Source organism: Novosphingobium sp. EMRT-2 (assembly GCF_005145025.1).
Taxonomy (GTDB): Bacteria; Pseudomonadota; Alphaproteobacteria; order Sphingomonadales; family Sphingomonadaceae; genus Novosphingobium.
Genome location: NZ_CP039695.1, coordinates 1,013,781 through 1,035,321 on the forward strand (window position 1 = coordinate 1,013,781; position 21,541 = coordinate 1,035,321).

At 67.6% G+C, this 21,541-nt stretch carries 21 protein-coding genes; 12 read left to right on the forward strand and 9 right to left on the reverse strand.

Annotation, left to right across the window (positions count from 1 at the left end; translation table 11 throughout):
- Positions 1–7 precede the first annotated feature (7 nt).
- From hpnE to hpnA, 5 genes are read right to left on the reverse strand one after another with little or no spacing between them, the layout of a single operon-like run.
- Complete coding sequence (gene hpnE, locus FA702_RS05040; RefSeq protein ID WP_136955262.1) at positions 8–1,264, reverse strand: hydroxysqualene dehydroxylase HpnE; 1,257 nt, start codon at positions 1,262–1,264, stop codon at positions 8–10.
- The gene (gene hpnD / locus FA702_RS05045) at positions 1,261–2,106 is read right to left on the reverse strand and encodes a presqualene diphosphate synthase HpnD (RefSeq protein WP_136955263.1); all 846 of its coding nucleotides are present in this window, start codon (positions 2,104–2,106) and stop codon (positions 1,261–1,263) included. The genes hpnE and hpnD overlap by 4 nt, the downstream gene beginning before the upstream one ends.
- On the reverse strand, positions 2,103–2,924 hold the full coding sequence (gene hpnC / locus FA702_RS05050) for a squalene synthase HpnC (RefSeq protein WP_136955264.1): 822 nt from the start codon (positions 2,922–2,924) through the stop codon (positions 2,103–2,105). The genes hpnD and hpnC overlap by 4 nt, the downstream gene beginning before the upstream one ends.
- Complete coding sequence (locus tag FA702_RS05055) at positions 2,924–4,054, reverse strand: glycosyltransferase (RefSeq protein ID WP_136955265.1); 1,131 nt, start codon at positions 4,052–4,054, stop codon at positions 2,924–2,926. The genes hpnC and FA702_RS05055 overlap by 1 nt, the downstream gene beginning before the upstream one ends.
- Positions 4,051–5,070: a hopanoid-associated sugar epimerase gene (gene hpnA / locus FA702_RS05060; protein ID WP_370385497.1), complete on the reverse strand. Its 1,020-nt coding sequence runs from the start codon at positions 5,068–5,070 to the stop codon at positions 4,051–4,053. Before hpnA ends, FA702_RS05055 begins: the two co-directional genes overlap by 4 nt.
- Positions 5,071–5,235: 165 nt before the next feature.
- On the opposite strand from hpnA, the gene hpnI reads away from it, so the two are divergent.
- The 12 genes from hpnI to phoB all read left to right on the forward strand — a co-directional run bounded on the left by hpnI (position 5,236) and on the right by phoB (position 18,104).
- Complete coding sequence (gene hpnI / locus FA702_RS05065) at positions 5,236–6,393, forward strand: bacteriohopanetetrol glucosamine biosynthesis glycosyltransferase HpnI (RefSeq protein WP_136955267.1); 1,158 nt, start codon at positions 5,236–5,238, stop codon at positions 6,391–6,393.
- A 2-nt stretch (positions 6,394–6,395) separates the two neighbouring features.
- Entirely contained in the window at positions 6,396–7,841 is a 1,446-nt protein-coding gene (gene hpnJ / locus FA702_RS05070) for a hopanoid biosynthesis associated radical SAM protein HpnJ (protein ID WP_136955268.1), read from the forward strand.
- Positions 7,842–7,863: 22 nt separating this feature from the next.
- A complete protein-coding gene (gene hpnK / locus FA702_RS05075) occupies positions 7,864–8,694 on the forward strand; it encodes a hopanoid biosynthesis-associated protein HpnK (RefSeq protein WP_136955269.1) in 831 nt (276 codons plus the stop codon).
- A gap of 10 nt (positions 8,695–8,704) precedes the next feature.
- Entirely contained in the window at positions 8,705–9,619 is a 915-nt protein-coding gene (locus FA702_RS05080) for a ferritin-like domain-containing protein (protein WP_136955270.1), read from the forward strand.
- A gap of 65 nt (positions 9,620–9,684) precedes the next feature.
- Positions 9,685–10,593 carry a lysylphosphatidylglycerol synthase domain-containing protein gene (locus tag FA702_RS05085; protein WP_255504793.1) on the forward strand — a complete coding sequence of 303 codons (909 nt, stop codon included), beginning with the start codon at positions 9,685–9,687 and terminating at the stop codon, positions 10,591–10,593.
- Positions 10,594–10,745: 152 nt separating this feature from the next.
- On the forward strand, positions 10,746–11,960 hold the full coding sequence (locus FA702_RS05090; RefSeq protein ID WP_136955272.1) for a cell wall metabolism sensor histidine kinase WalK: 1,215 nt from the start codon (positions 10,746–10,748) through the stop codon (positions 11,958–11,960).
- Between the two features lie 123 nt (positions 11,961–12,083).
- Complete coding sequence (locus FA702_RS05095; protein WP_136955273.1) at positions 12,084–13,115, forward strand: substrate-binding domain-containing protein; 1,032 nt, start codon at positions 12,084–12,086, stop codon at positions 13,113–13,115.
- An 18-nt stretch (positions 13,116–13,133) separates the two neighbouring features.
- Positions 13,134–14,516: a phosphate ABC transporter permease subunit PstC gene (gene pstC / locus FA702_RS05100; protein ID WP_136955274.1), complete on the forward strand. Its 1,383-nt coding sequence runs from the start codon at positions 13,134–13,136 to the stop codon at positions 14,514–14,516.
- Between the two features lie 8 nt (positions 14,517–14,524).
- Positions 14,525–15,814, forward strand: a complete 1,290-nt coding sequence (pstA, locus tag FA702_RS05105) for a phosphate ABC transporter permease PstA (protein ID WP_210417588.1) — start codon at positions 14,525–14,527, stop codon at positions 15,812–15,814.
- A 1-nt stretch (position 15,815) separates the two neighbouring features.
- A complete protein-coding gene (pstB, locus tag FA702_RS05110; RefSeq protein WP_136955276.1) occupies positions 15,816–16,634 on the forward strand; it encodes a phosphate ABC transporter ATP-binding protein PstB in 819 nt (272 codons plus the stop codon).
- Between the two features lie 4 nt (positions 16,635–16,638).
- Entirely contained in the window at positions 16,639–17,325 is a 687-nt protein-coding gene (gene phoU / locus FA702_RS05115; protein WP_124807907.1) for a phosphate signaling complex protein PhoU, read from the forward strand.
- An 89-nt stretch (positions 17,326–17,414) separates the two neighbouring features.
- On the forward strand, positions 17,415–18,104 hold the full coding sequence (gene phoB / locus FA702_RS05120) for a phosphate regulon transcriptional regulator PhoB (RefSeq protein WP_136955277.1): 690 nt from the start codon (positions 17,415–17,417) through the stop codon (positions 18,102–18,104).
- 6 nt (positions 18,105–18,110) lie between these two features.
- Here phoB and FA702_RS05125 read toward each other — a convergent pair whose 3' ends face one another.
- From FA702_RS05125 to FA702_RS05140, 4 genes are read right to left on the reverse strand one after another with little or no spacing between them, the layout of a single operon-like run.
- Complete coding sequence (locus FA702_RS05125) at positions 18,111–18,383, reverse strand: DUF1467 family protein (protein ID WP_136955278.1); 273 nt, start codon at positions 18,381–18,383, stop codon at positions 18,111–18,113.
- Positions 18,384–18,390: 7 nt separating this feature from the next.
- Positions 18,391–20,043 (reverse strand): ribonuclease J, encoded by a 1,653-nt coding sequence (locus FA702_RS05130; RefSeq protein ID WP_136955279.1) that lies wholly within the window; start codon positions 20,041–20,043, stop codon positions 18,391–18,393.
- Positions 20,040–20,819, reverse strand: a complete 780-nt coding sequence (locus FA702_RS05135; RefSeq protein WP_136955280.1) for a type III pantothenate kinase — start codon at positions 20,817–20,819, stop codon at positions 20,040–20,042. Before FA702_RS05135 ends, FA702_RS05130 begins: the two co-directional genes overlap by 4 nt.
- Positions 20,803–21,534: a biotin--[acetyl-CoA-carboxylase] ligase gene (locus FA702_RS05140; protein ID WP_136955281.1), complete on the reverse strand. Its 732-nt coding sequence runs from the start codon at positions 21,532–21,534 to the stop codon at positions 20,803–20,805. The genes FA702_RS05135 and FA702_RS05140 overlap by 17 nt, the downstream gene beginning before the upstream one ends.
- Positions 21,535–21,541 lie beyond the last annotated feature (7 nt).

The following is a 21,541-nucleotide window of genomic DNA, read 5'->3' on the forward strand; positions in this document are numbered from 1 at the left end:
CGTCCTCTTAACGTTGCGCGGCGGCAATCGCCAGCCGCGCGGCGGTCTCGCCCGAACGCAGCGCGCCCTCGATCGTCGCGGGCAGGCCGGTCTGCGTCCAGTCGCCGGCCAGGAACAGGTTGCTCCAGCGGGTCCGCGCCGGGGGTCGCTTGGCGTCCTGCGCGGGTGTGGCGGAAAAGGTCGCGCGCTTTTCCTTGACGATCTGCCATTTCGGCAAGGGCGCGGCGAAGCCATAGGCGCGCTGGATCTCGTCCCAGAAGCGCCGGGCCAGCGCCTCGCGATCCTCGTCAACGATCGCGTCGGCGGCCGAAACGGTCACCGCAATGCGGTCGGGAAAGGCAAACAGCCATTGCGCCGTCGCCCCCAGCACGCCCAGCATCGGCGGCGCGCCCGGTGGCGGCGCGATGGCGAAATGCGCGTTGACGATGGCGTGGAAGGCATCCGGCGCATCGATCTCCGGCAGCAGTGCCCGCGCAACCCATGGCGGCACGGCCAGCACCACGGTCTCGTCTGCGGCAACCGGCTCCGGCCCGCTGCCCCAGTCGAGCGCGACGACACGGTCGGCTTCCGTCACGACGGCCCGCAACCGGCGCCCCAGCGCAACCGGCGCGCCGCGCGCGGCAAGCCACGCCGTCGCGGGATCAATGAACGCCGCCGCCAGCGTGGGTTCGGCGATGCGCGGCAGGCTGGCCCTGCCCCCGCGTGCCAGCGATTCGCGCACCACACCCGCGGTCAAACGTGCCGATCCGATCGCGGGATCGGTGTTCAGCACTGCCAGCAGCACCGGTTCGAGCAGGCGTTCCCACAAGGCACCGCTGACCGGCACGCGATCGCCCACCGTCTGCTCCGCCCTGCCCGAAAGCAGGCGGCCAAGCGCGAGATAATCGGACAGCCCCGTCCCCGGCACGCGCCGGTTCTTCGCCAACACCCACCACGGCAACGCACCATCGTTGATGCGGATCGTCCAGCGCTCGCCCGTGCCAAGGTCCGCGAAGGCAAAGTCCGCCTGCGCCGGCCCGGCCAGCGGCTCGCGCGCACCGACCGTCGCCCGGAACCGCGCGACCGCCGTGTTGCCGGCAAGGACAAGATGGTTGCCGTTGTCAATCGTCAGCCCCAGCTGCGGATCGTGGTAGGACCGGCAGCGTCCGCCCGCCTGCGCCGCCGAATCCGCGATGCGCACGGCAAGGCCGGCTTCCGCCAGCCGCACGGCCGCGGACAGGCCCGCCAACCCGGCCCCGGCGACGATCGCCTTGCGCGCGCTCATCCCGTCACCAGCAGGCGCAGCACGGTCCAGATGACCGCCAGCTTGTTGGTCCGCACGCGCCGGCGCGGCGGTGCCCAGCCCACGCGCTCCATCCGCCGCAGCATGCCCGCATAGGCGTGTTCCATCAGGCGCGGCGCGATCAGGTGCCCTTTCGGCCTGGTCGCCAGCAGGGCCGCCGCCTCGCGGTAATGCCGGTGCGCCCGCGCCGCCACGCGCCGCGCCGCTGCGTCCATGCGCGGATCGGCGGCGACCTGCAGGGGCGTTTCGGGCACGATCCCCGCTTCGGCCAGCGCTTCGGCGGGAATGTAGACGCGGCCGATCGCCGCATCCTCGTCGATATCGCGCAGGATGTTGGTCAGTTGCAGCGCCCGGCCAAGATGGTGCGCCAGCGCCACGCCCGGTTCGCGCTCCATGCCGAAGATATGCACCGAAAGCCGCCCCACCGCCGAGGCGACACGGTCGCAATAGAGATCGAGTTCGGCTTCCGACGGCCAGCGGACATCGTGATCGACATCGGTTGCCATACCGTCGATCACCGCCTCGAAGTCCGCGCGCTCCAGCGCGAACCGCCTCACCGGTTCGGCCAGGAACGTCGCCTGCCCGGCATCGCCGCCGGCGTAGAGCGCGTCGAGATCGCGGCGCCACTGGTCGAGCTGCGCCCCGCGCGCCGCCCGGTCGCCTTGCTGGTCGTCGGCGATGTCGTCCACGATCCGGCAGAAGTCATAGACCGCGTACATCGCCTCGCGCTCGGCCTTTGGCAGCACGCGCATCCCGGCATAGAACGAACTGCGCGCGGCCGCGGGCGCGGCAGGCGCGGTGTTGGCGACAGCCGCGTCGCTCATGCGGCCCGCCGGAACAGGGTGGGGATCGCCGCGCCCAGCGCCATGAACAGCGCTTCGGCCTTGCCGTGGTGGACGCGCTCGCTCAGCGGATCGCGCTGTTCGAGACGGTCGCAAAGATCGACCGCAAGCCTGTGAATCACCGCGACTTCCGCCGCCAGCCGTCGATCGCGGATCATCGCGGAAAAGCCCGCCGCGTGATCCAGCAGCCCCCGCGTGCGCCGCGCCAGCCCAGCGATGATCGCGCGCAGTTCGGGGCTGGCGCGGTCCGCCGCCAGATCGTCGATCCTCAGCCCGGTATCAAGCGGGATATAGACCCGGTCGATCGTGCGGTAATCCTTCCCGCAATCCTGCAGGTGATTGACGATCTGCAAGGCCGCGCACAGCGCGTCATTGGCCGCCCACGTCGCGCGGCTTTCGCCGTGCACGTCCAGCACGAAGCGCCCGACCGGCATCGCCGAATAGCGGCAGTAGCCGATCAGATCGTCCCAGTCGGCATAGCGGTTTACCGTCACGTCGCGTTCGAAGGCGTTGAGCAGGTCGTGCGCGTTGACGGGATCGATCGACCGTTCCGCCATCGCATCGCGCAGCGCCATGGCTTCGGGTGCGCCTTCCCCGTCCAGCCCGGCGCGCAGACGCGCGAGAAGCGCCAGTTTCTCGTCCGCGCTGGCCGTCGGATGATCGGCAACGTCGTCCGCCGCGCGCGCGAAGCGGTAATACGCCATCACCGGGGGGCGGTATTCCGGTTTGATGAGCAGGCTGGCGACGGGAAAGTTCTCGTCACGATGCCCCTTGCCCGAAGCGAGGCCGGTGTTGTCCATCACGTTCCCGTAGCGGCCTGAGCCCGCCCTTTCCACATTCCGCCACGCCCCCGGCCATGCTGCCATGCCGAAAGCACCGTGCAGCCCGCGTAAAATGCCGCAATCACCGGCAAGGCAAGCCCCCACAGCGAGCTGCGCCGGTAGAAGCGGAGCATCGGCTGGAACGACAGCGCCATCAATCCCCACGCCGCCAGCCCCAGCCCGCGCGGCAGGCCATGCCCGAACAGCGCCAAGGTCGGCGGCACGCCATAGACCAGCGCCAGCCCCGCAATGGTGCCCGCCAGCAGCACCGGCGAATAGTGCAGCTGCGCATAGGCGGAGCGCGAGATCATTGCCGCGATCGGCTCGAACCCGTCATAGGGGCGAATGCTGCGCGACCGGTCGGTCAGCCCCAGCCAGACCGGCCCCTGTTTCTTGAGCAACGCGCCCAGCGTGCAATCGTCGATCAACGCGCCCCGGATCGCGGCGATGCCGCCCGCGGCCTCTAGCGCCTCGCGCCGCACCAGCATGCAACCCCCAGCCGCCGCGCCCTGCCCCGTCGGTTGGTTCACGCGGGCAAAGGGATAGAGCATCTGGAAGAAGAACACGAAGGCCGGAACCAGCATCCGTTCGGCCAGCCCCTCGCACCGCAGCTTGGCCATCAGCGTGACGAGCGCCAGCCGCCCCGCTTCCCCGCGCGTCACCAGCATCCGCAGCGTATCGGGGGCGTGTTCGATGTCGGCGTCGGTAAGCCAGAGATAGGTCGGCGCGTTTCCGGCGCGCGCCACGCCCTGCGACACGGCCCAGAGCTTGCCCGTCCAGCCTTTCGCCAGCGGTGCGCCCGTCAGCACTTCCAGCCTGTCCGAATCCAGCGCGCGCGCGATGTCGCCGGTGCCATCGCTGCTCGAATCGTCGACCAGGATCACCCGGAACCGCCCCGGATAGTCCTGCGCCACGAGGCTGCCGATCGACCGGGCAATCACGTCCGCCTCGTCCCGCGCGGGCACCACGGCGACGACTTCGGGCCACGCCGCCGGTTCGGGCGGCATGCCCCGCGTATCGCGTTCGCGCGTCAGCCAGAAACCGTGGTGCGCGAAGATCAGACCCAGCCAGATCGCCAACGACAGGCCGCCCAGCGCGAGAGCCGTCATCGGATCATGCCCGCCTGCCGGAACCATGCGATCGCATCACCGATCGCGCCCTGCCACGACCGCGCGCGATAACCGAGTTCGGCCTCCGCCTTGGCCGCCGAAAAGAACATCCGGTACCGCGACATGCGCAGCGAATCGAGGGTGAGAAACGGATCGGAGCGGCCGGTCAGCCGGCACAGCGCCTCGTTCGCCCAGGCCAGCGGATAGAGCGGCCCGCGCGGCAGGCGGACCTTTGGCGCCTTGCGGCCCATCAGTCGCGCGATCTCCGCCAGCATGTCACCCAGCATCACGTCCTCGCCGCCCAGGATATAGCGCTCCCCGATCCGTCCCCGGGCCAGCGCCAGCAGGTGCCCCGCCGCCACGTCATCGACATGCACGAGATTCAGCCCGGAATCGACGAACGCCGGCATTTTGCCGTTGGCCGCCTCCACGATCACGCGGCCTGTGGGCGTGGGCTTGACGTCGCGCGGACCAATCGGCGTCGATGGCTGCACGATCACGGCGGGCAGCCCTTCCTCGGCCACCATGCGTTCGACCAGCCGTTCGGCCACGACCTTGCTGCGCTTGTAGGCGCCCACGGCTTCGTCGGGCGCGGCGGCGTTGCGTTCGTCCACCGGGCCATCATGCAACGGCTTCAGCGTGGCGACGCTGCTGGTATAGACGATCCGGCCGACCCCGGCCGCCTGCGCCGCGCGCATCACGGTGCCGGTGCTGTTCAGGTTGTTGCGGACGATCTCCTCCGGATCGGGCGCCCACAGCCGGTAATCGGCGGCGACATGGAACAGCGTGCTCACGCCGGCCAGCGCGCGCGCCATGCTGGCCGCGTCGCGCGCATCGCCTTCCACCAGTTCGCCGCGAAAATCCGCGAGGTTGGCGCGCGGGCTGGTCGCCCGGACAAGGCCGCGCACGTGCCAACCCTCCGCCGCGAGCGCGCGCGCCACGGCAGAGCCGACAAATCCCGAGACGCCGGTTACCAGAACCAGACCGCGTGAATCGCTCATGGCATCGTCCACCATGGCATCGTCCGTATCTCGCTCGCTGCCAGCATGGCCCCTCCATATGGCGGCAAGCCGTGGAGGCAAGCCCCCGGCGCGCGCTTTCCGTATATTTCGTCGCCACAGGCGGGATCGGGCTTTCGCCGGGGTCGCCAGCGCCGGGCCGAACGGCTAGTGAGGCCGCTTATGCCCGGAGTCGCGCTCCTCCTTTCGGCCTTCGGCTGGGTGCTGCTGGCGCTCGCCATGATCGGCACGGCCTACATGGCCTTCGCGACGGGGGTACTGGCGCGCTTTTTGGCCCAGCGCTCGCCCGCCTCGCCCCGTGCCACGCCGGTCACGCTGCTGAAGCCGCTCTATGGCGCCGAGCCGAAACTGGCCGAAAACCTCGCCACCTTCCTGGAGCAGGACCACAAGGGACCGGTGCAAGTGCTGTTCGGCGTGCAAAGGGCCGACGATCCTGCCATCGCGGCGGTCCACGCCCTGCAACGGCGCTATCCCGAAGCCCGGATCGATCTGGTGATCGACGGCACGCCGCACGGCTCGAACGGCAAGGTCGGCAACCTCGTCAACATGATGCGGCAGGCCGCGCACGGCGTGCTGATCCTCAGCGACAGCGACATGGCAGTGGGGCGCGAGTATATCGGGCAGGTGCTGGCCGCGCTCGACCAGCCGGGCACCGGAGCGGTCACCTGCCTCTATCGCGGGCGCGGCGATGCCGGGTTCTGGTCGCGCCTTGCCTCGGCCGGGCCAAGCTATCAGTTCCTGGTCGGGCTGGTCTTCGCCAAGACGCGCGGGCTGGCCGATCCCTGCATGGGCTCCACCATCGCGCTTCGCCGCGAAACGCTCGACGCGATCGGCGGGTTCGCAGCCTTTGCCGATGTGCTGGCCGACGATCACGCCATCGGGCAGGCGGTGCGAGCGCGCGGCCTTGCCATCGCCATCCCGCCACTGCTGCTGGTCCACGCCTCCACCGAAACCGCGTTCGTGGAGCTGTGGAAGCACGAACTGCGCTGGGCGGCGACGGTGCGCGGAGTGTCGCCGGCAGGCTATGCCGGATCGTTCATCGGCATTCCGCTGCCCATTGCGCTGGCCGGAATGGCGATTCATCCGAATTACGGGCTTGCCATCACGCTGGCCGCGCTGGCAGTGCGGGTGGCGACGGTCCGGGTGGTCGATCGTCATGCCGGCGAGCCGACCGCTCCGCTGTGGATGCTGCCGCTGCGCGACATCGCGAGTTTCGCCGTGTTCGTCGCCAGCTTCTTCGTCCGCTCGGTTGATTGGCGCGGAACAGAACTTACAATGCTCGACAACGGGCGCGTCGCAGCGCCCTCGGAGATGACTTGACCATGATGCGTACCCTCTTCCTCCAGGCCCCCTCTTTCGATGGTTATGACGGGGGCGCGGGCGCGCGCTACCAGATGAAGCGCGAGGTCAAGAGCTTCTGGTATCCCACCTGGCTGGCGCAGCCGGCGGCGATGGTCGAAGGATCGAAGCTGATCGACGCCCCGGCGCACGACCAGACCTGGGAAGACATCGCGCACGAGTTCGACGAACGCGATCTGGTCATCCTCCACACCTCCACGCCCAGCTTCAACCAGGACATCCGCACCGCCGCGCTGATAAAGCAGCGCAATCCGAAGATCGTGATCGGCTTCGTGGGCGCCAAGGTCGCGGTCGAGCCGGACAAGAGCCTGGCCGCCAGCACCGACATCGATTTTGTCGCGCGCGAGGAATACGACTTCACGATCGTGGAGATCGCGCAGGGCAAGCCGCTTGCCGAAGTCGACGGCATCACCTGGCGCGCGCCGAACGGCACGTTCATCCGCAACAAGGACCGCGCGATGATCGAGGACATGGACGTGCTGCCCATGGTCTCCCCGATCTACCGGCGTGATCTGGACCTGACCAAGTATTACGGCGGCTATCAGCGCCACCCCTACGTCAGCTTCTACACCGGGCGCGGGTGCAAGAGCCGCTGCACCTTCTGCCTGTGGCCGCAGACGATCAGCGGCCACCGCTATCGCCACCGCACCGTGCCCAAGGTGATCGAGGAGGTGAAATACATCCTCAGGGAAATGCCCGAGGTGAAGGAGATCTTCTTCGACGACGACACGCTGGCCGACGCGCATGATTTTGTGGTCGAGCTGTCGGGCGAACTCGCCAAGCTCGGGTTCGGCCAGAAAGGCTTCGACATCACCTGGGGTTGCAATGCCAAGGCGAACGTGCCCCAGCCGGTGCTGAAGGCGATGAAGGAAGGCGGATGCCGCGTGCTGCTGGTCGGCTATGAAAGCGGCAACCAGAAGATCCTGCACAACATCAAGAAGGGCCTGCGCACCGACGTGGCGCGCCAGTTCACCAAGGATGCCCACGCCCTGGGCCTGACCATCCACGGCACCTTCATCCTCGGCCTGCCGGGCGAAACGCTGGAGACGATCGAGGAAACGATCCGCTACGCGATCGAGCTGAACCCCCACACCATCCAGGTCAGCCTGGCGGCGCCCTATCCGGGCACGTTCCTCTACAAGCAGGCGACCGAGAACGGCTGGTTCGACGGCAGCGATCACCTGCTGACCGACGGCGGCAACCAGATCGCCCAGCTCAGCTACCCGCACCTTCCGGCAAGCGTGATCTTTGACAAGGTGGAGGAGTTCTACAAGCGCTTCTACTTCCGCCCGCGCAAGATCGGCGCGATCATGGGCGAAATGATCCGCGATTGGGACATGATGAAGCGCCGTCTGCGCGAAGGCGTGGAATTCTTCGACTTCCTGCGCCGGCGCAAGGAAGCCGCCTGACCCCCGGCGCGGACCACCCACGTTGAAAAGGCTGGTGATTACCGCGGATGACTTCGGCGCTTCGGCCGAAGTCAACGATGCGGTCGAGCAGGCGCATCGCGAAGGCGTGCTCAGCGCCGCCAGCCTGATGGTGGGCGGCGCGGCGGCGCAGGACGCGGTGGCGCGCGCCCGACGCCTGCCGGCGCTGGGCGTCGGCCTGCATGTCGTGCTGGTCGATGGCCGGCCGGTGCTGCCGCCGGAACGGGTGCCGGCGCTGGTCGATGCAGACGGTTGCTTCCGCACCGACATGGTGCGCGCGGGGATCACCATCTTCGCGTCAACCGCCGCGCGGCAGCAACTGGCCGCCGAAGTGGATGCCCAGTTCGCCGCCTTTGCGCAAACCGGCCTGCCGCTCGACCACGTCAACGCCCACAAGCACTTCCACCTGCATCCGACGATCGCCGGAACCATCCTGAACGTCGGCCGGCGCTATGGCATCAAGGCGATCCGCGCGCCGATCGAACCGCGCGCCGTCCTGACCGCGATCGACGGCACGCGCGCCGGGCCGGGCATCGAACGGCTGTGGGCCAGGCTCGTCCGGCGGCGGATGCGCGCGGCCGGCCTGGCCGTGCCGGATCAGGTCTTCGGCCTCGCCTGGTCGGGCGCGCTGACCGCCGACCGCCTGCGCGGGCTGCTCGATCATCTGCCCGACGGTTTGACCGAGATCTATGCGCATCCGGCGACAGGCCCCTATCAGGGCGCCGCGCCGGGCTATCGCTATGCCGAGGAACTCGCCGCGTTGACGGATGCGCTTGCCAAGCAGGCCATCGCGCGCAATGGCGTGAGCCTTGGAAAGTTTGCCGATTTCAAGTGAGGACCACCCCATGACGACTCTCGTCCGCACCTGGGGCGAATACGATGAGGCCGCCCCTCTCCCCAAAGGCCGCGTGAAGCTGGGCAGCAAGGATCATCTCATGCTGATGAGCCGCACGCTGCTCGATACGCACGATCCCTATCGCCCCGCCGTGATCGACTGGCCCAAGCTCGATGACGAAACGCGCGACAAGATCGTTTCGCTGCCCATCTGGGACATCGCCGTGGCCACCGAGGGCCGCGCGGGCATGAACGTGAAGACCTACGCCGAATACATCGACGATCCGCTGCTCAAGGCGGCGGTGGAGATGGACGGGTTCGAGGAAGCGCGCCACAAGGTGGTGCTGGCGGACATGGTTCGCGCCTATGGCATCGAACTGGCGCCGGAGCCGGAATACCGGCGCCCGAAGGACCCGGAATTCGCGTTCATGCGCACCGGCTATTCGGAATGCATCGACAGCTTCTTCGGTTTCGGCCTGTTCAAGATCGCCCGGGATTCGGGCTTCTTCCCACCCGAACTGGTCGACACGTTCGAACCGGTGATGCGCGAGGAAGGCCGCCATATCCTGTTCTTCGTGAACTGGGTGGCATGGTGGCGGCGCAACATGCCGTGGTGGCGGCGGCCGTGGTTCGAGATCAAGGTGATCGCCGTCTGGATCGCCCTGATCCTCGAACGGATCGATACCGCCAAGGGCATGGGCAAGGACAATACCAAGGCGCAGGAAAACAACTTCACGCTGAACGGGTCCAAGGAACTGGGCGTAGAGATCACCTTCCCGGAACTGGCGCGCATCTGCCTGGCCGAGAACGACCGCCGGCTGGCGCCCTATGACGAACGCCTGATCCGCCCGCGCTTCGTGCCGGCAATGATCCGGCTGGCGCTGCGCTTCATCAAGGCGCCCGCCCTGACGGGAGAGCCAGCCTGAAATCCTGGAGCCGCCTGGGCGTTCTGCTGGCGACGGTAGCGGGGCTGGGCGTCGCGGTCTGGACGATCGGCAGCGCCGGCCTGACCGATGTGATCGGCACCGCCGCGCGGATGGGAGCCGGCGGCTTGGCGCTCTATTGCGCGTGGACGCTGGGCGTGTTCGTTTTGCTGGGCGCGGCCTGGCTCGCCGCCGCGCCGGGCGAACCGCCGCGCAGCCTGTTCCTGTTCACGTGGGCGCGGCTGGTGCGCGAGGCCGTGTCCGATCTGCTGCCCTTCTCGCAACTTGGCGGCATCTTCGTCAGCACCCGCATGCTCACCCAGACATCGATTCCCACGACGCGCGTCTATGGATCGATGGTGGTCGACATGACCACCGAGATGGCCAGCCAGCTGGTCTATACCCTGTTCGGGCTGGCGATGATGACCTCGCTGCTGATCGGCGATGGCGCGGCGGTGCGGCTGCGTCCGATGATCCTGGGCGGCACTGGCGTTATGATCGTCGTGATCCTGCTGTTCTTCACCATGCAGCGCGCGGCGCTGGACCTTGCCGGCCGCATGGCCGCGCGCTTCCTGCCGGGATCGACCGCCCTGGCCGATGTTCGGGCCGAACTGTCGCGCATCTATGCCCACCGCGCCCATGTCGCGCTGGCGTTCGTGTTCAATCTCGCCGCCTGGGTCGCAAGCGGCATGGGCGCGTGGCTGGTGCTGCACCTGATGGGCGTGCGCATCGCGGTGTGGGAGGTGCTCTCGCTCGAAAGCCTGATCTTCACGCTACGCAGCGTGGCCTTCGTCGTTCCCGGCGCCATCGGCGTGCAGGAGGCGGGCTATGCGCTGGCCGCGCCGCTGTTCGGCCTGCCCCCGGAAACCGCGCTGGCGCTGTCGCTGGCCAAGCGCGCGCGCGAACTGGCAATGGGCCTCGTCACGCTGCTGGGATGGCAGCTTGGCGAAGTGCGCGGTCTGGCCCGGAGCGCCTGAAGCACTGACCGAAAACGCGTGCATCTCCGCACCGGTTTGTGACAACGCAGTGAGCCACTTGCGCCGTCGTCGCGGCCTGACCTATGCCCGAACCGGTCGCATCCGCGCGGCCGGGATTCGGATGCCATCTCTCTTTCGGAATACGCCATTCGATGAAGGGTTCCGCTCCGCCTTGGCCCGGTCTTGCGCCCAGCATGGTTCCGGCCATCATCATTGCCCTGTGCGCGTCCGGCGCGATGCTGCTCGCCGGGGCCGGCTTCTGGCTCACGCTGGCCGTGCTGGTGGTCTGGCTCGCCAGCCTGTGGCTCGCCCGGCCCGAACCCGTGGTGGAAGCGCTCCCGCCTGACGACGGCAGCGTTTCGCGCCAGGCGATGATCGAGCTGATCGAGCCGTTCGGCGTGCCCGTGATGATGCTCGACGGGCAACGCATCGCCGCCGCCAACGCCGCCGCGCGCGAAGCGCTGGGGCCGCACGTCGTGGGCCAGGACGCGCGCGTGGCGTTGCGCCACCCCGAAGCGATCACCTTGCTGGATCAGCCGGAAGGCCGCGCGCTGGTGCGCGGACTGACCGGATCGCGCAGCATCTGGCAGGTTTCGCGCGTGGCGATCGACGAGCGCTACTCGCTGATCGAGTTGGTCAACCGCACCGCCGAAGCAGACATCAGCCGCGCGCATACCGATTTCGTGGCCAACGCCAGCCATGAACTGCGCACGCCGCTGGCCTCGATCATCGGCTACATCGAGACACTGGCCGATCCCGACGCCAAGGTGGACGAAGCCACCGCCGCGCGCTTCCACAACACCGTGCTGCGCGAGGCGAAGCGGCTGCAAACGCTGGTCGAAGACCTGATGTCGCTTTCCCGGATCGAGGCGGAAAAGCACGAACCGCCCAAGGAACGCATCGATCTGGGCCAGCTGGCCGCCAGCATCGGGGGCGAAGTGGGCTTTACCGTGGGCGAAAGCCGGATCGCGGTCGACAGCACCGAGGCGGTCGTGATCGGCGATCGTCAGCAGCTCGACCAGTTGATTCGCAACCTGATCGATAACGCGCTGAAATACGGTGACCCCAAAGCGCCGGTGCGTATCGGCGTCCATACGCAGGGGCACGAGGCGGTACTGACCGTGACCGACCGGGGCGAAGGCATCCACCCCGATCACATTCCCTATCTGACGCGACGCTTCTACCGCACCGATCCCAGCCGCAGCCGCGCCGCCGGCGGGACCGGCCTTGGCCTCGCCATCGTCAAGCACATCGTCGAACGCCACCGCGGACGGCTGGATATCACCAGCAAGCTGGGCGAAGGCACGACGGTAACCGTGCGTTTCTCGATCGCGCCGGATCTTGAAGCGACGGAGGCGGCAGCCTAACGCAGCCACGGCGGATAGTCGTCACATAACTGTCACAAAACCGCCGCAAGGGGGTACGTGGCCGGAAAGCCGGGTGTTTCGCCCCAGGAGCCCGTGGCGGCAGCCTCGAAAGAAAGCGGTTCGATGATGACGCGGCGGATTGCGTTGCCTGTGCTGGCCCTTCTCCTGTCCTCGTGCGGCCAGCAGATGGCCACGCGCGATCAGGTTCGCGCCGTGGGATCGTCAACGGTCTATCCCTTTGCCAAGGCTGTGGCGGAATCGCTGGCGCGCGCGCAAACGGGCATCAAGTCGCCGATCATCGAATCCACCGGCACCGGCGCGGGCATGAAGCTGTTCTGCGGCGGCATCGGGCCGCGCTTCCCCGATGTCGAGAACGCCTCGCGCCGGATCAAGAAGTCCGAATTCGAGGACTGCCGGCGCAATGGGGTGAAGGACATCGTCGAGATTCAGGTGGGGCTGGACGGCGTGGCCTTCGCCGAAGGGCGTGGCGGTCCCGGCATCGCGCTGACCCCGCAAGACGTCTATCGCGCGCTGGCCCGCAATCCCTATGGCAGACCGAATACGGCGCGCACCTGGAAGGACGTGAACCCGGCCCTGCCCGCCATGCCGATCCTGGTCTATGGCCCACCCTCCACATCGGGCACGCGCGATGCGCTGCGGGAGCTGATCCTGGTGAAGGGGTGCGATGCCGATCCGGCGATGGCCGCACTAAAGCAGAGCAACGCCGCCCGCCACGACGCGGTCTGCGGCGAAGTGCGCGAGGACGGCGGCTACGTCGATGCCGGGGAAAACGACAATCTGATCGTCCAGAAGGTCGAAGCCAATCCCAAGGCCATCGGCATCTTCGGCTTTTCCTATCTGGAAGAGAACGCCGACCGGCTGCGCGGGCTGACCATGAACGGCGTGCAGCCCAGCTACCAGACCATTTCGGACTTCAGCTATCCCGGCGCCCGGCCCTTGTACATCTACGTGAAGAAGGCGCACCTGCGCGCCATTCCCGGCCTCAAGGCCTATGTCACGGAATGGTCAAGGCTGTGGGGCAAGGACGGTTCCCTTGCCCGGCTGGGCATGGTGGTGGCGCCGGACGCGGTGCTCGCGCAAAGCCGCAGGATCGTGGAAGAGATGCCGGCGCTGGATGGCGCGCAGCTGAAGTAGGGAGTACCGTCCGGCCTGATGCCTTCCGCCGTCCTTCTTCTGCTTGCCTTCGGGCTGGGCCTTGTCGGATGGCTGGCAGCGCGCGGACGCGCCTGGGCGTTCCGCCGGACAGCGCCGCGCGGCCGGATCGATTCGCTGCCCGGCTTCCATGCCTGGTACGTGGCCCTGTGGATCGCCGTGCCGGCCCTGCTGTTCGCGCTCGCCTGGAACACGATCAGCCCCGCGCTGGTCACACACCAAGTTCTGGCCGATCCCGCCGCGACAGTTCTGCCGCCGACCGGGTTCGAGCGCGATACCATGCTGGCGGAAGCCTACGCCGTGGCCGATGGCCGCGCTTACGGCGTCTTCAATGCCGAGGCGCAGGGGCTGGTCGAGCCGTTCCGCGCCGCACTGCTCAAGTTCCAGTCGATCGGACTAGCGATCACCGTGCTGATCGCTTTCGCAGGCGGGGCCTTCGCGTTCCTGCGGCTGCGCCCCGATTTCACCGCGCGAACGCGCGTGGAACGGGCGGTCATGGCGGTGCTTTTGCTCGCCTCGCTTGTGGCGATCCTCACCACGATTGGCATCATCATCAGCCTGATCTTTGAAACAATACGCTTTTTCGGGATGGTTTCGCCCACGGACTTCCTGTTCGGCACGCATTGGTCGCCCGACCCGATGAGCACCAGCGCGCCCGATGGCAGCAAGTACGGCGCGCTCCCGCTGTTCTGGGGCACGATCTACATCGGCGCGGTGATCGCCATGGTCGTGGCGATCCCGCTGGGCCTGCTGAGCGCGATCTACCTGACGCAGTATGCCAGCCCGCGCGTGCGCCAGCTGATGAAGCCCCTGCTCGAAATCCTCGCCGGCATTCCCACCGTGGTCTATGGCTATTTCGCGGCGCTGACCGTGGCGCCGGCGGTGCGCGATGCGGCGCAGGCCATCGGCATCGCCAACGCCTCCACCGAAAGCGCCGTCGCGGCCGGGCTGGTCATGGGCATCATGATCGTGCCCTTCGTCTCGTCCATGGCCGACGATTCGATCGCCGCCGTGCCGCAAGCCATGGGCGATGGCAGCCTCGCCATGGGCGCGACCCGCGCCGAGACCATCCGGCTCGTCCTGATCCCCGCCGCCCTGCCCGGCATCGTCGCGGGGGTGATGCTGGCGATCAGCCGCGCCATCGGCGAAACGATGATCGTGGTCATGGCCGCCGGCGCCACGGCCAACCTTACGCTCAACCCGTTCCAGAGCATGACCACGGTCACCTTCCAGATCGTCGCCATGCTGACCGGAGAAGGCAGCTTCGATCATCCGGCCACGCTCAGCGCCTTCGCGCTGGGCATGGTGCTGTTCCTGGTCACCCTGGCGCTGAACTTCATCGCGCTGCGCGTGGTGAAGCGCTATCGCGAGGCCTATGAGTAATGCCGCCGATGGATGAAGCGAGGACAGCGTCCGATAGCCGGGCGACCGAGCAGGAGCACATCCGCGCCCTTCGCCGCGCGCGGATGGAAGCCGGTCTTGCCCGTCGCTACGCGGTCGACCGGCTGTTCCGGCTAGCGGGCCTTTCCGCCGTGGTGTTCTCCGCGCTGGTGCTTGCCTTCCTGCTGGTGTCGATGACCGCCAACGGCGTCAGCGGCTTCAAGCGTAGCGAATTGCGGATGACGGTGCCAATCCGCGGAGCAATGCAGATCGACGCGCAGCGGCTGGGCCAGCCCGACCCCGCCGGCGGACTGGAACTGGCGGGCCTGCCCCATGTGATCGACAGCGCCGCCGACCGCGCGTTCGGCAAGGGCGGCGCGCGCCTGCTGGCGGACGATGCCTGGCGCGAAGTGGCCGACACGCTGATCGCCGATCCATCGCTGCTAAACAACGCCACGCTCGACGTGTCGCTGCCCGCCAGCGACAAGCTGGCAGCCGCCCAGCGCGGCGATGGCGACCCGGACCTGCGGACGATCGCGACGCGGCTGGAGCGTGCGGGGAAGCTCGTGCGCGCGTTCGACTTCGGTTTCCTGACCCGCTCGGACGCGACCAGCCCGCAAAGCGTAGGCATCTGGGGGGCGCTCAAGGGATCGATCCTGACCATGCTGGTCACGCTGGTCCTGGCGTTCCCCGTCGGCGTGCTGGCCGCGCTCTACCTGGAGGAATACGCGCCCCGCAACCGCTGGACCGACCTGATCGAAATCTCGATCAACAACCTGGCGGCGGTGCCTTCGATCATCTTCGGGCTGCTGGGCCTGGCGGTCTTCCTCGGCCTGTTTCCCAATTACCGTTCGGCTCCGCTGATCGGGGGCATGACTCTGGCGCTGATGACGATGCCGGTCATCGTCATTTCCGGCCGCAACGCGATCAAGGGTGTGCCGCCATCGATCCGCGATGCCGCGCTGGCGGTTGGGGCCAGCCCGGTGCAGGTGGTGTTCCACCATGTCCTGCCGCTGGCGCTGCCCGGCATCCTGACCGGCACGATCATCGGCATGGCGCGCGCGCTGGGCGAAACCGCGCCCCTGCTGATGATCGGCATGCGCGCGTTCGTGGCGACGCCGCCGGGCGATCTCACATCGCCCTCCAGCGTGCTGCCGGTGCAGATCTTCCTGTGGTCCGACGAGATCGATCGCGGCTTCGTGGAACGCACCAGCGCCGCCATCGTGGTCCTGCTCGCCTTCCTGCTGCTGATGAACGGCCTGGCCATCTACTTGCGCAACCGCTTCGAGAAACGGTGGTAACATGAATACCCAGCCGATCAGCGCCGATCCGCGCGCCGCCAAAGCCGATGGCGGGAACGATGCCGTGCCCAAAATGCGCGCGCGCGACGTCTCGGTGTTCTATGGCGACAAGTGCGCGATCGATCAGGTCTCGATCGACATTCCCCAGCGCTATGTCACCGCGTTCATCGGCCCGTCGGGCTGCGGCAAGTCCACCTTCCTACGCGCGCTCAACCGGATGAACGACACCATCGCCAGCGCGCGCGTGGAAGGCGAGATCCTGCTCGACGGCGAGGACATCTACCGCACCCGGATGAACGTGGTGCAACTGCGCGCCCGCGTGGGCATGGTGTTCCAGAAGCCCAACCCGTTTCCCAAATCGATCTACGAGAACATCGCCTATGGCCCGCGCATCCACGGTCTGACCGGCAGCCGCGCGGAACTGGACGCGATCGTCGAGCAATCGCTCCAGCGCGCCGGCTTGTGGGACGAAGTTAAGGACCGCCTCTCCGAAAGCGGCACCGCGCTGTCCGGCGGCCAGCAGCAGCGCCTGTGCATTGCCCGCGCGATCGCCGTCGATCCCGAAGTGATCCTGATGGACGAGCCGTGCTCGGCGCTCGACCCCATCGCCACCGCCCGCATCGAGGAGCTGATCGACGAACTGCGCGGTCGCTACGCGATCGTGATTGTGACACACTCGATGCAACAGGCCGCCCGCGTATCCCAGCGCACCGCGTTCTTCCACCTTGGCAGGATCGTGGAGTACGGGAAAACCTCCGACATCTTCACGAACCCGCGTGAGGAACGGACGAAGGACTACATAACCGGGCGCTACGGATAGGACGATGGTGGCAGAACATACCGTCAAGGCATTCGATGAGGACATCACCCGCCTGCGCGGCTTGGTCGCGGAAATGGGCGGCCTGGCGGAGCTTTCGGTGGGCGAGGCGATGGACGCCCTGGTGCGGGGCGATCAGGAACTCGCCAATACGGTGATCGCCCGCGACAAGCGGATCGACCAGCTTGAGGCGGAGGTCGACCGACTGTCGATCCGCGTGCTGGCCCTGCGCGCGCCGATGGCCGACGATCTGCGCGAAGTCGTCGCCGCGCTGAAGATCGCCGGCGTGATCGAGCGCATCGGCGATTATGCCAAGAACATTGCCAAGCGCGTCGGCCATATCGAGGGCCGCAAGCGCTTCGAGCCGCTCACCCTGCTGCCCGCGATGAACGAACTGGCAGCGGAAATGGTGCACGACGTGCTGACCGCCTTCGCCGCGCGCGATCCGGTGGCGGCGGCGGAGATCGTCGCGCGCGATGCCACGGTCGATGCCTTCTATGACAGCGTGTTCCGCAATTTCGTGTCGTTCATGGTCGAAAATCCTGCCACCATCACCAGCGTGGCGCAGCTGCTGTTCGTGGCCCGCAACATCGAACGGATCGGCGACCATGCCACCAATATCGCCGAGATGGTCCACTACGCCGCCACCGGCGCCTACCTGCCCGAACGCGAGGATGTGATTCCGCCTGCCTGACGCAATGCCGTCTGAGGTAATGTGGCCCGACGTAATGACACCGTAACATTAGTCGTGCTTTCGCAACCTGCCTGTCATGGAGGTTCGCCGTGTCTGCCCCGAAACTGCTTCTGGTTGAAGACGATACCGCGCTTGCCGAACTGGTCGAATACCGGTTTCGTGGCGAGGGATACGACGTGCGCACCACCGACGATGGCGACGAGGCCCTGCTTCTCGCCGCCGAGGATACGCCGGACCTGGTCCTGCTGGACTGGATGATCGGTGGCACCAGCGGAATCGAGGTCTGCCGCCGCCTGCGCCGCAACAAGAGCACGGCGCATGTGCCGATCATCATGCTCACCGCCCGCAGCGATGAGGACGACCGCGTGCGCGGGCTGGAAACCGGCGCGGACGACTATGTCACCAAGCCGTTCTCGCCGCGCGAACTGATTGCCCGCGTGGGCGCCGTGCTGCGTCGCGTGCGCCCGGCACTGGCGGGAGAGACGATCACCGTGGGCGATCTGTCGCTCGATCCCACCGCCCACCGCGTCACCCGCCGCGGGCAGGCGATCAAGATCGGCCCCACCGAATTCCGCCTGCTGCGCCACTTCATGGAGCACCCCGGCCGCGTCTTTTCGCGCGGGCAACTGCTCGACGCGGTGTGGGGCAGCGGCAGCGACATCGAACTGCGCACGGTGGACGTTCACATCCGCCGCCTGCGCCAAGCGATCGCGCTCCCCGGAGCGGCCGACCCGGTGCGCACGGTGCGTTCGGCGGGCTACGCGCTGGAAGGCGCCTGAACCCCGTCAGACACCCAGTTTGCGGGCGTAGTCGAGATCGTCGATGGTGACCCACTGGTTGACGTAGTTGGCGTAATACAGCCCGAACAGGACCGCCGCCAGGATGGTGGCGCGGATCGCGACCTGCTTGGGCCGGAAGTTGCCGGGCGCGCTGTGCGCCTGCCCGTCCACCTTGCCCAGCCCCAGTTCGTCGTGCGTGCGGATGCCGAACGGCATCACCAGAAACGCGGCGAACACCCAGAACAGCGAATAGATCGCGACGATCGACGTCCAGCGCACGGCAGGCCTATCCTTCCCGCAGCAGGACCTGGACGACCGGCTTCTTGCCGGACCAGCGCTGCGCCGCCCGCCTTACCGCCAGCCGCACCGTTTCGGCAACCGCCAGCCTGTCGCGCTTGCGATCGCCCTTCAGGTCCTTGACCGCCTGCGCGGCGTCCGCCTGCGCTTCCTGCACGAACTGGTCCATGTCCTCGTCCAGCGGCAGGCCGATGCTGCCGATGTCGACCGACGAGGCCAGCCGGCCTTCGGGCGTTACCGCCAGCGCCACCGAAACCAGCCCGTTCAGCCCCAGCTTGCGCCGCACCGCCATGGCCTCGCCATCCGCCGGCGCGATGATGTCGCCATCCAGCACGAGCCGCCCGGCGCGCACTTCGGTCAGCTTCACCGGGCCATCGGGCGCCAGCCGCAGCAGATCGCCGTTCTTCTGCAAGATCGCCTTCGGGATGCCCTCGTCCAGCCCCAGCCGGGCCTGCTCCGCCATGTGGCGTATCTCGCCATGCACGGGCACGAGGATCTCCGGCCGCAGCCAGTCATAGAGCGCGACGAGTTCGGGCCGCCCCGGATGGCCGGAAACGTGGATCATGCTCTGGCGGTCGGTCACGATCCGCACGCCGCGCGCCACCAGCGCGTTCTGGACGCGGCCGATGGCCAGTTCGTTGCCCGGTATCTGCCGGCTGGAGAACAGCACGACATCGCCTTCCTCAAGGCGGATCGGGTGCTGTTCGGCGGCGATGCGCGCCAGCGCGGCGCGCGGCTCGCCCTGCCCGCCGGTTGCCAGCACCATGATCTCGCCGCGCGGCAGGTCCATCGCCCGGTCCATGCTGACCGTTTCGGGGAAGTCCTCAAGATAGCCCGAAGCCTGCGCCACCGCGATGATCCGGTCCAGCGATCGCCCGGCAACGCAAAGCTGCCGTCCCGTCGCCTGCGCCACTTCCGCCAGCGTCTGCAGCCGCGCCACGTTGGAGGCGAACGTGGTCACCACCACGCGCCGCCCGCGCTGGCGGCTGACCGTCTCCAGCAGGCCGGCGCGCACCGCGCCTTCGGAACCGGATGCGGCGGGATTGAACACGTTGGTCGAATCGCAGACCAGCGCCAGCACGCCCTCGTCGCCGATCGCGGTCAGTTCCTCCTCGGTCGCCGGCGTGCCGACGCGCGGCTCGTCGTCCAGCTTCCAGTCGCCGGTGTGGAACACGCGGCCATAAGGCGTGTCGATCAGCAGCGCGTTGCCTTCGGCGATCGAATGCGCCAACGGCACATAGCGAATATCGAACGGCCCCAGCGAGAACGCTCCCTCGTTGGGAATGACATTCAGTTCGATGTCCGCGTCGATGCCCGCCTCGACCAGCTTTTCGTTGACCAGCCGTGCGGTGAACGGCGTCGCATAGAGCGGCACGCCCAGTTCCTGCGCGAAATAGGGCACCGCGCCGATGTGGTCCTCGTGCGCGTGGGTCAGCACCACGCCCAGCAGGTTTTCACGCTGCTGCTCGATGAACTCGAGATCGGCGAAAACCAGATCGACGCCGGGATAGTAGGGGTCGGCGAAGGTCATCCCAAGATCGACCATCAGCCACTTGCCGTCGCACCCGTAGAGGTTGACGTTCATCCCGATCTCGCCCGAACCACCAAGGGCGAGGAAAAGCAGTTCCTTTCCTGGCTTCACGAGGGAGCGCGCTCCGCAAGGATCGCCAGGCCATCGAGCGTCAGGTCGGTATCCACATGGTCAAAGATCGTGGTGTGATCACCGAACAGCACGGCGAGGCCGCCCGTTGCGATGACCTTGGCCGGCCGGCCCACTTCCGCCCGCATCCGGGCAATCAGCCCTTCCATCAGCGAAACGTAGCCCCAGAACACGCCGATCTGCATCTGGTCCTCGGTATTGCGGCCGATCACGCTGTTGGTGCGGCTGGGCGGCGCGATGGCGATGCGCGGCAGCTTGGCAGCGGCATTGACCAGCGCTTCCAGCGAAAGGTTGATGCCCGGCGCGATGATCCCGCCCTTATAGGCACCGTTGAAATCCACCACGTCGAACGTGGTCGCGGTGCCGAAATCGACCACGATCAGGTCGCCCGGATAATTGGCGTGCGCGGCGATCGCGTTCACGGCACGGTCAGCCCCCAGCGAGCGCGGCTCGTCCACATCGATGTCGATGCCCCATTCGATCGGCGGTTGCCCGGCGATCAGCGCATCGCGATGGAAGTATTTCTGCGCCAGCACCTGCAGGTTGTGCAGCGCGCGCGGAACGACCGTGGAAACGATGATCTGATCGACGTCATCGGCCGCGAAGCCCTGCAGCTGCATCAGTTGGAGCAGCCAGACCGCGTATTCGTCCGCCGTCCGGCGCGGGTCGGTCGCCACGCGCCAGCGGGATTTGATCGTCCGTCCGGCATAGAGGGCAAAGACAACGTTGGTGTTGCCTACATCAATCGCGAGCAGCATCCGTTCCCACCATTTCAATATCGCCCGCGTGGATGGCACGGGTGGAGCCGTCCGCCAAGCGCAGAAGCGCCACGCCGTCCTCGTCGATGCCGCCGAATGCCCCCATGATCTCGCCCTGATCGCGATCCTTGACGGTGACCAGCGTTCCCACGGGATGCGCGCGCACCAGCCATTCGCCCCGCAGCAGCGGCCATTCGCCCCGGTGCCAGCGCAACAATGCATCGGCCCAGGCTGCCGCCAGCCGTTCCGCGAACGCATCCCGCGCCACGGGAAAGCCCAGTTCGGCAAGGCAGGCGGTGGCACGGCCCGGCACCTCGGGCGCCTGCGCCAGATTGACGCCGATCCCCACCACCACCGTTTCGCGCTGCCGTTCGAGCAGGATGCCCACCAGCTTGGCATGGCTGACGAGCACATCGTTCGGCCACTTGAGCCGCAGATCGGCGATCGCGGGCGCACAGGCCTTCACCGCATCGAACACGGCGACCCCGGCCACCAGCGCCAGCGTCTGAGCGGGTGGATCACCCGCGCGCAACTGCACCGCGGTCGATCCCATGAAATTGCCGGCGCCATCGGACCACACGCGCCCGGCGCGCCCGCGCCCGGCGCTTTGCCGGTCGGCCACCAGCCAGTGCCCTTCCGGCACAGCTTCCCCCTCCCTTACCCGCGCCAGCAGCGCGGCGTTGGTGGAGGGGATTTCAGCGACGGTTTCGATCAAGGCCGGA

Excerpts from the sequence above, each read along its gene's own strand:
- hpnE (WP_136955262.1), bottom strand. The coding sequence starts at position 1,264 with ATGAGCGCGCGCAAGGCGATCGTCGCCGGGGCCGGGTTGGCGGGCCTG.
- hpnD (WP_136955263.1), bottom strand. The coding sequence starts at position 2,106 with ATGAGCGACGCGGCTGTCGCCAACACCGCGCCTGCCGCGCCCGCGGCC.
- hpnC (WP_136955264.1), bottom strand. The coding sequence starts at position 2,924 with ATGGACAACACCGGCCTCGCTTCGGGCAAGGGGCATCGTGACGAGAAC.
- FA702_RS05055 (WP_136955265.1), bottom strand. The coding sequence starts at position 4,054 with ATGACGGCTCTCGCGCTGGGCGGCCTGTCGTTGGCGATCTGGCTGGGT.
- hpnA (WP_370385497.1), bottom strand. The coding sequence starts at position 5,070 with ATGGTGGACGATGCCATGAGCGATTCACGCGGTCTGGTTCTGGTAACC.
- hpnI (WP_136955267.1), top strand. The coding sequence starts at position 5,236 with ATGCCCGGAGTCGCGCTCCTCCTTTCGGCCTTCGGCTGGGTGCTGCTG.
- hpnJ (WP_136955268.1), top strand. The coding sequence starts at position 6,396 with ATGATGCGTACCCTCTTCCTCCAGGCCCCCTCTTTCGATGGTTATGAC.
- FA702_RS05080 (WP_136955270.1), top strand. The coding sequence starts at position 8,705 with ATGACGACTCTCGTCCGCACCTGGGGCGAATACGATGAGGCCGCCCCT.
- FA702_RS05090 (WP_136955272.1), top strand. The coding sequence starts at position 10,746 with ATGAAGGGTTCCGCTCCGCCTTGGCCCGGTCTTGCGCCCAGCATGGTT.
- FA702_RS05095 (WP_136955273.1), top strand. The coding sequence starts at position 12,084 with ATGATGACGCGGCGGATTGCGTTGCCTGTGCTGGCCCTTCTCCTGTCC.
- pstC (WP_136955274.1), top strand. The coding sequence starts at position 13,134 with ATGCCTTCCGCCGTCCTTCTTCTGCTTGCCTTCGGGCTGGGCCTTGTC.
- pstA (WP_210417588.1), top strand. The coding sequence starts at position 14,525 with ATGGATGAAGCGAGGACAGCGTCCGATAGCCGGGCGACCGAGCAGGAG.
- pstB (WP_136955276.1), top strand. The coding sequence starts at position 15,816 with ATGAATACCCAGCCGATCAGCGCCGATCCGCGCGCCGCCAAAGCCGAT.
- phoU (WP_124807907.1), top strand. The coding sequence starts at position 16,639 with ATGGTGGCAGAACATACCGTCAAGGCATTCGATGAGGACATCACCCGC.
- FA702_RS05135 (WP_136955280.1), bottom strand. The coding sequence starts at position 20,819 with ATGCTGCTCGCGATTGATGTAGGCAACACCAACGTTGTCTTTGCCCTC.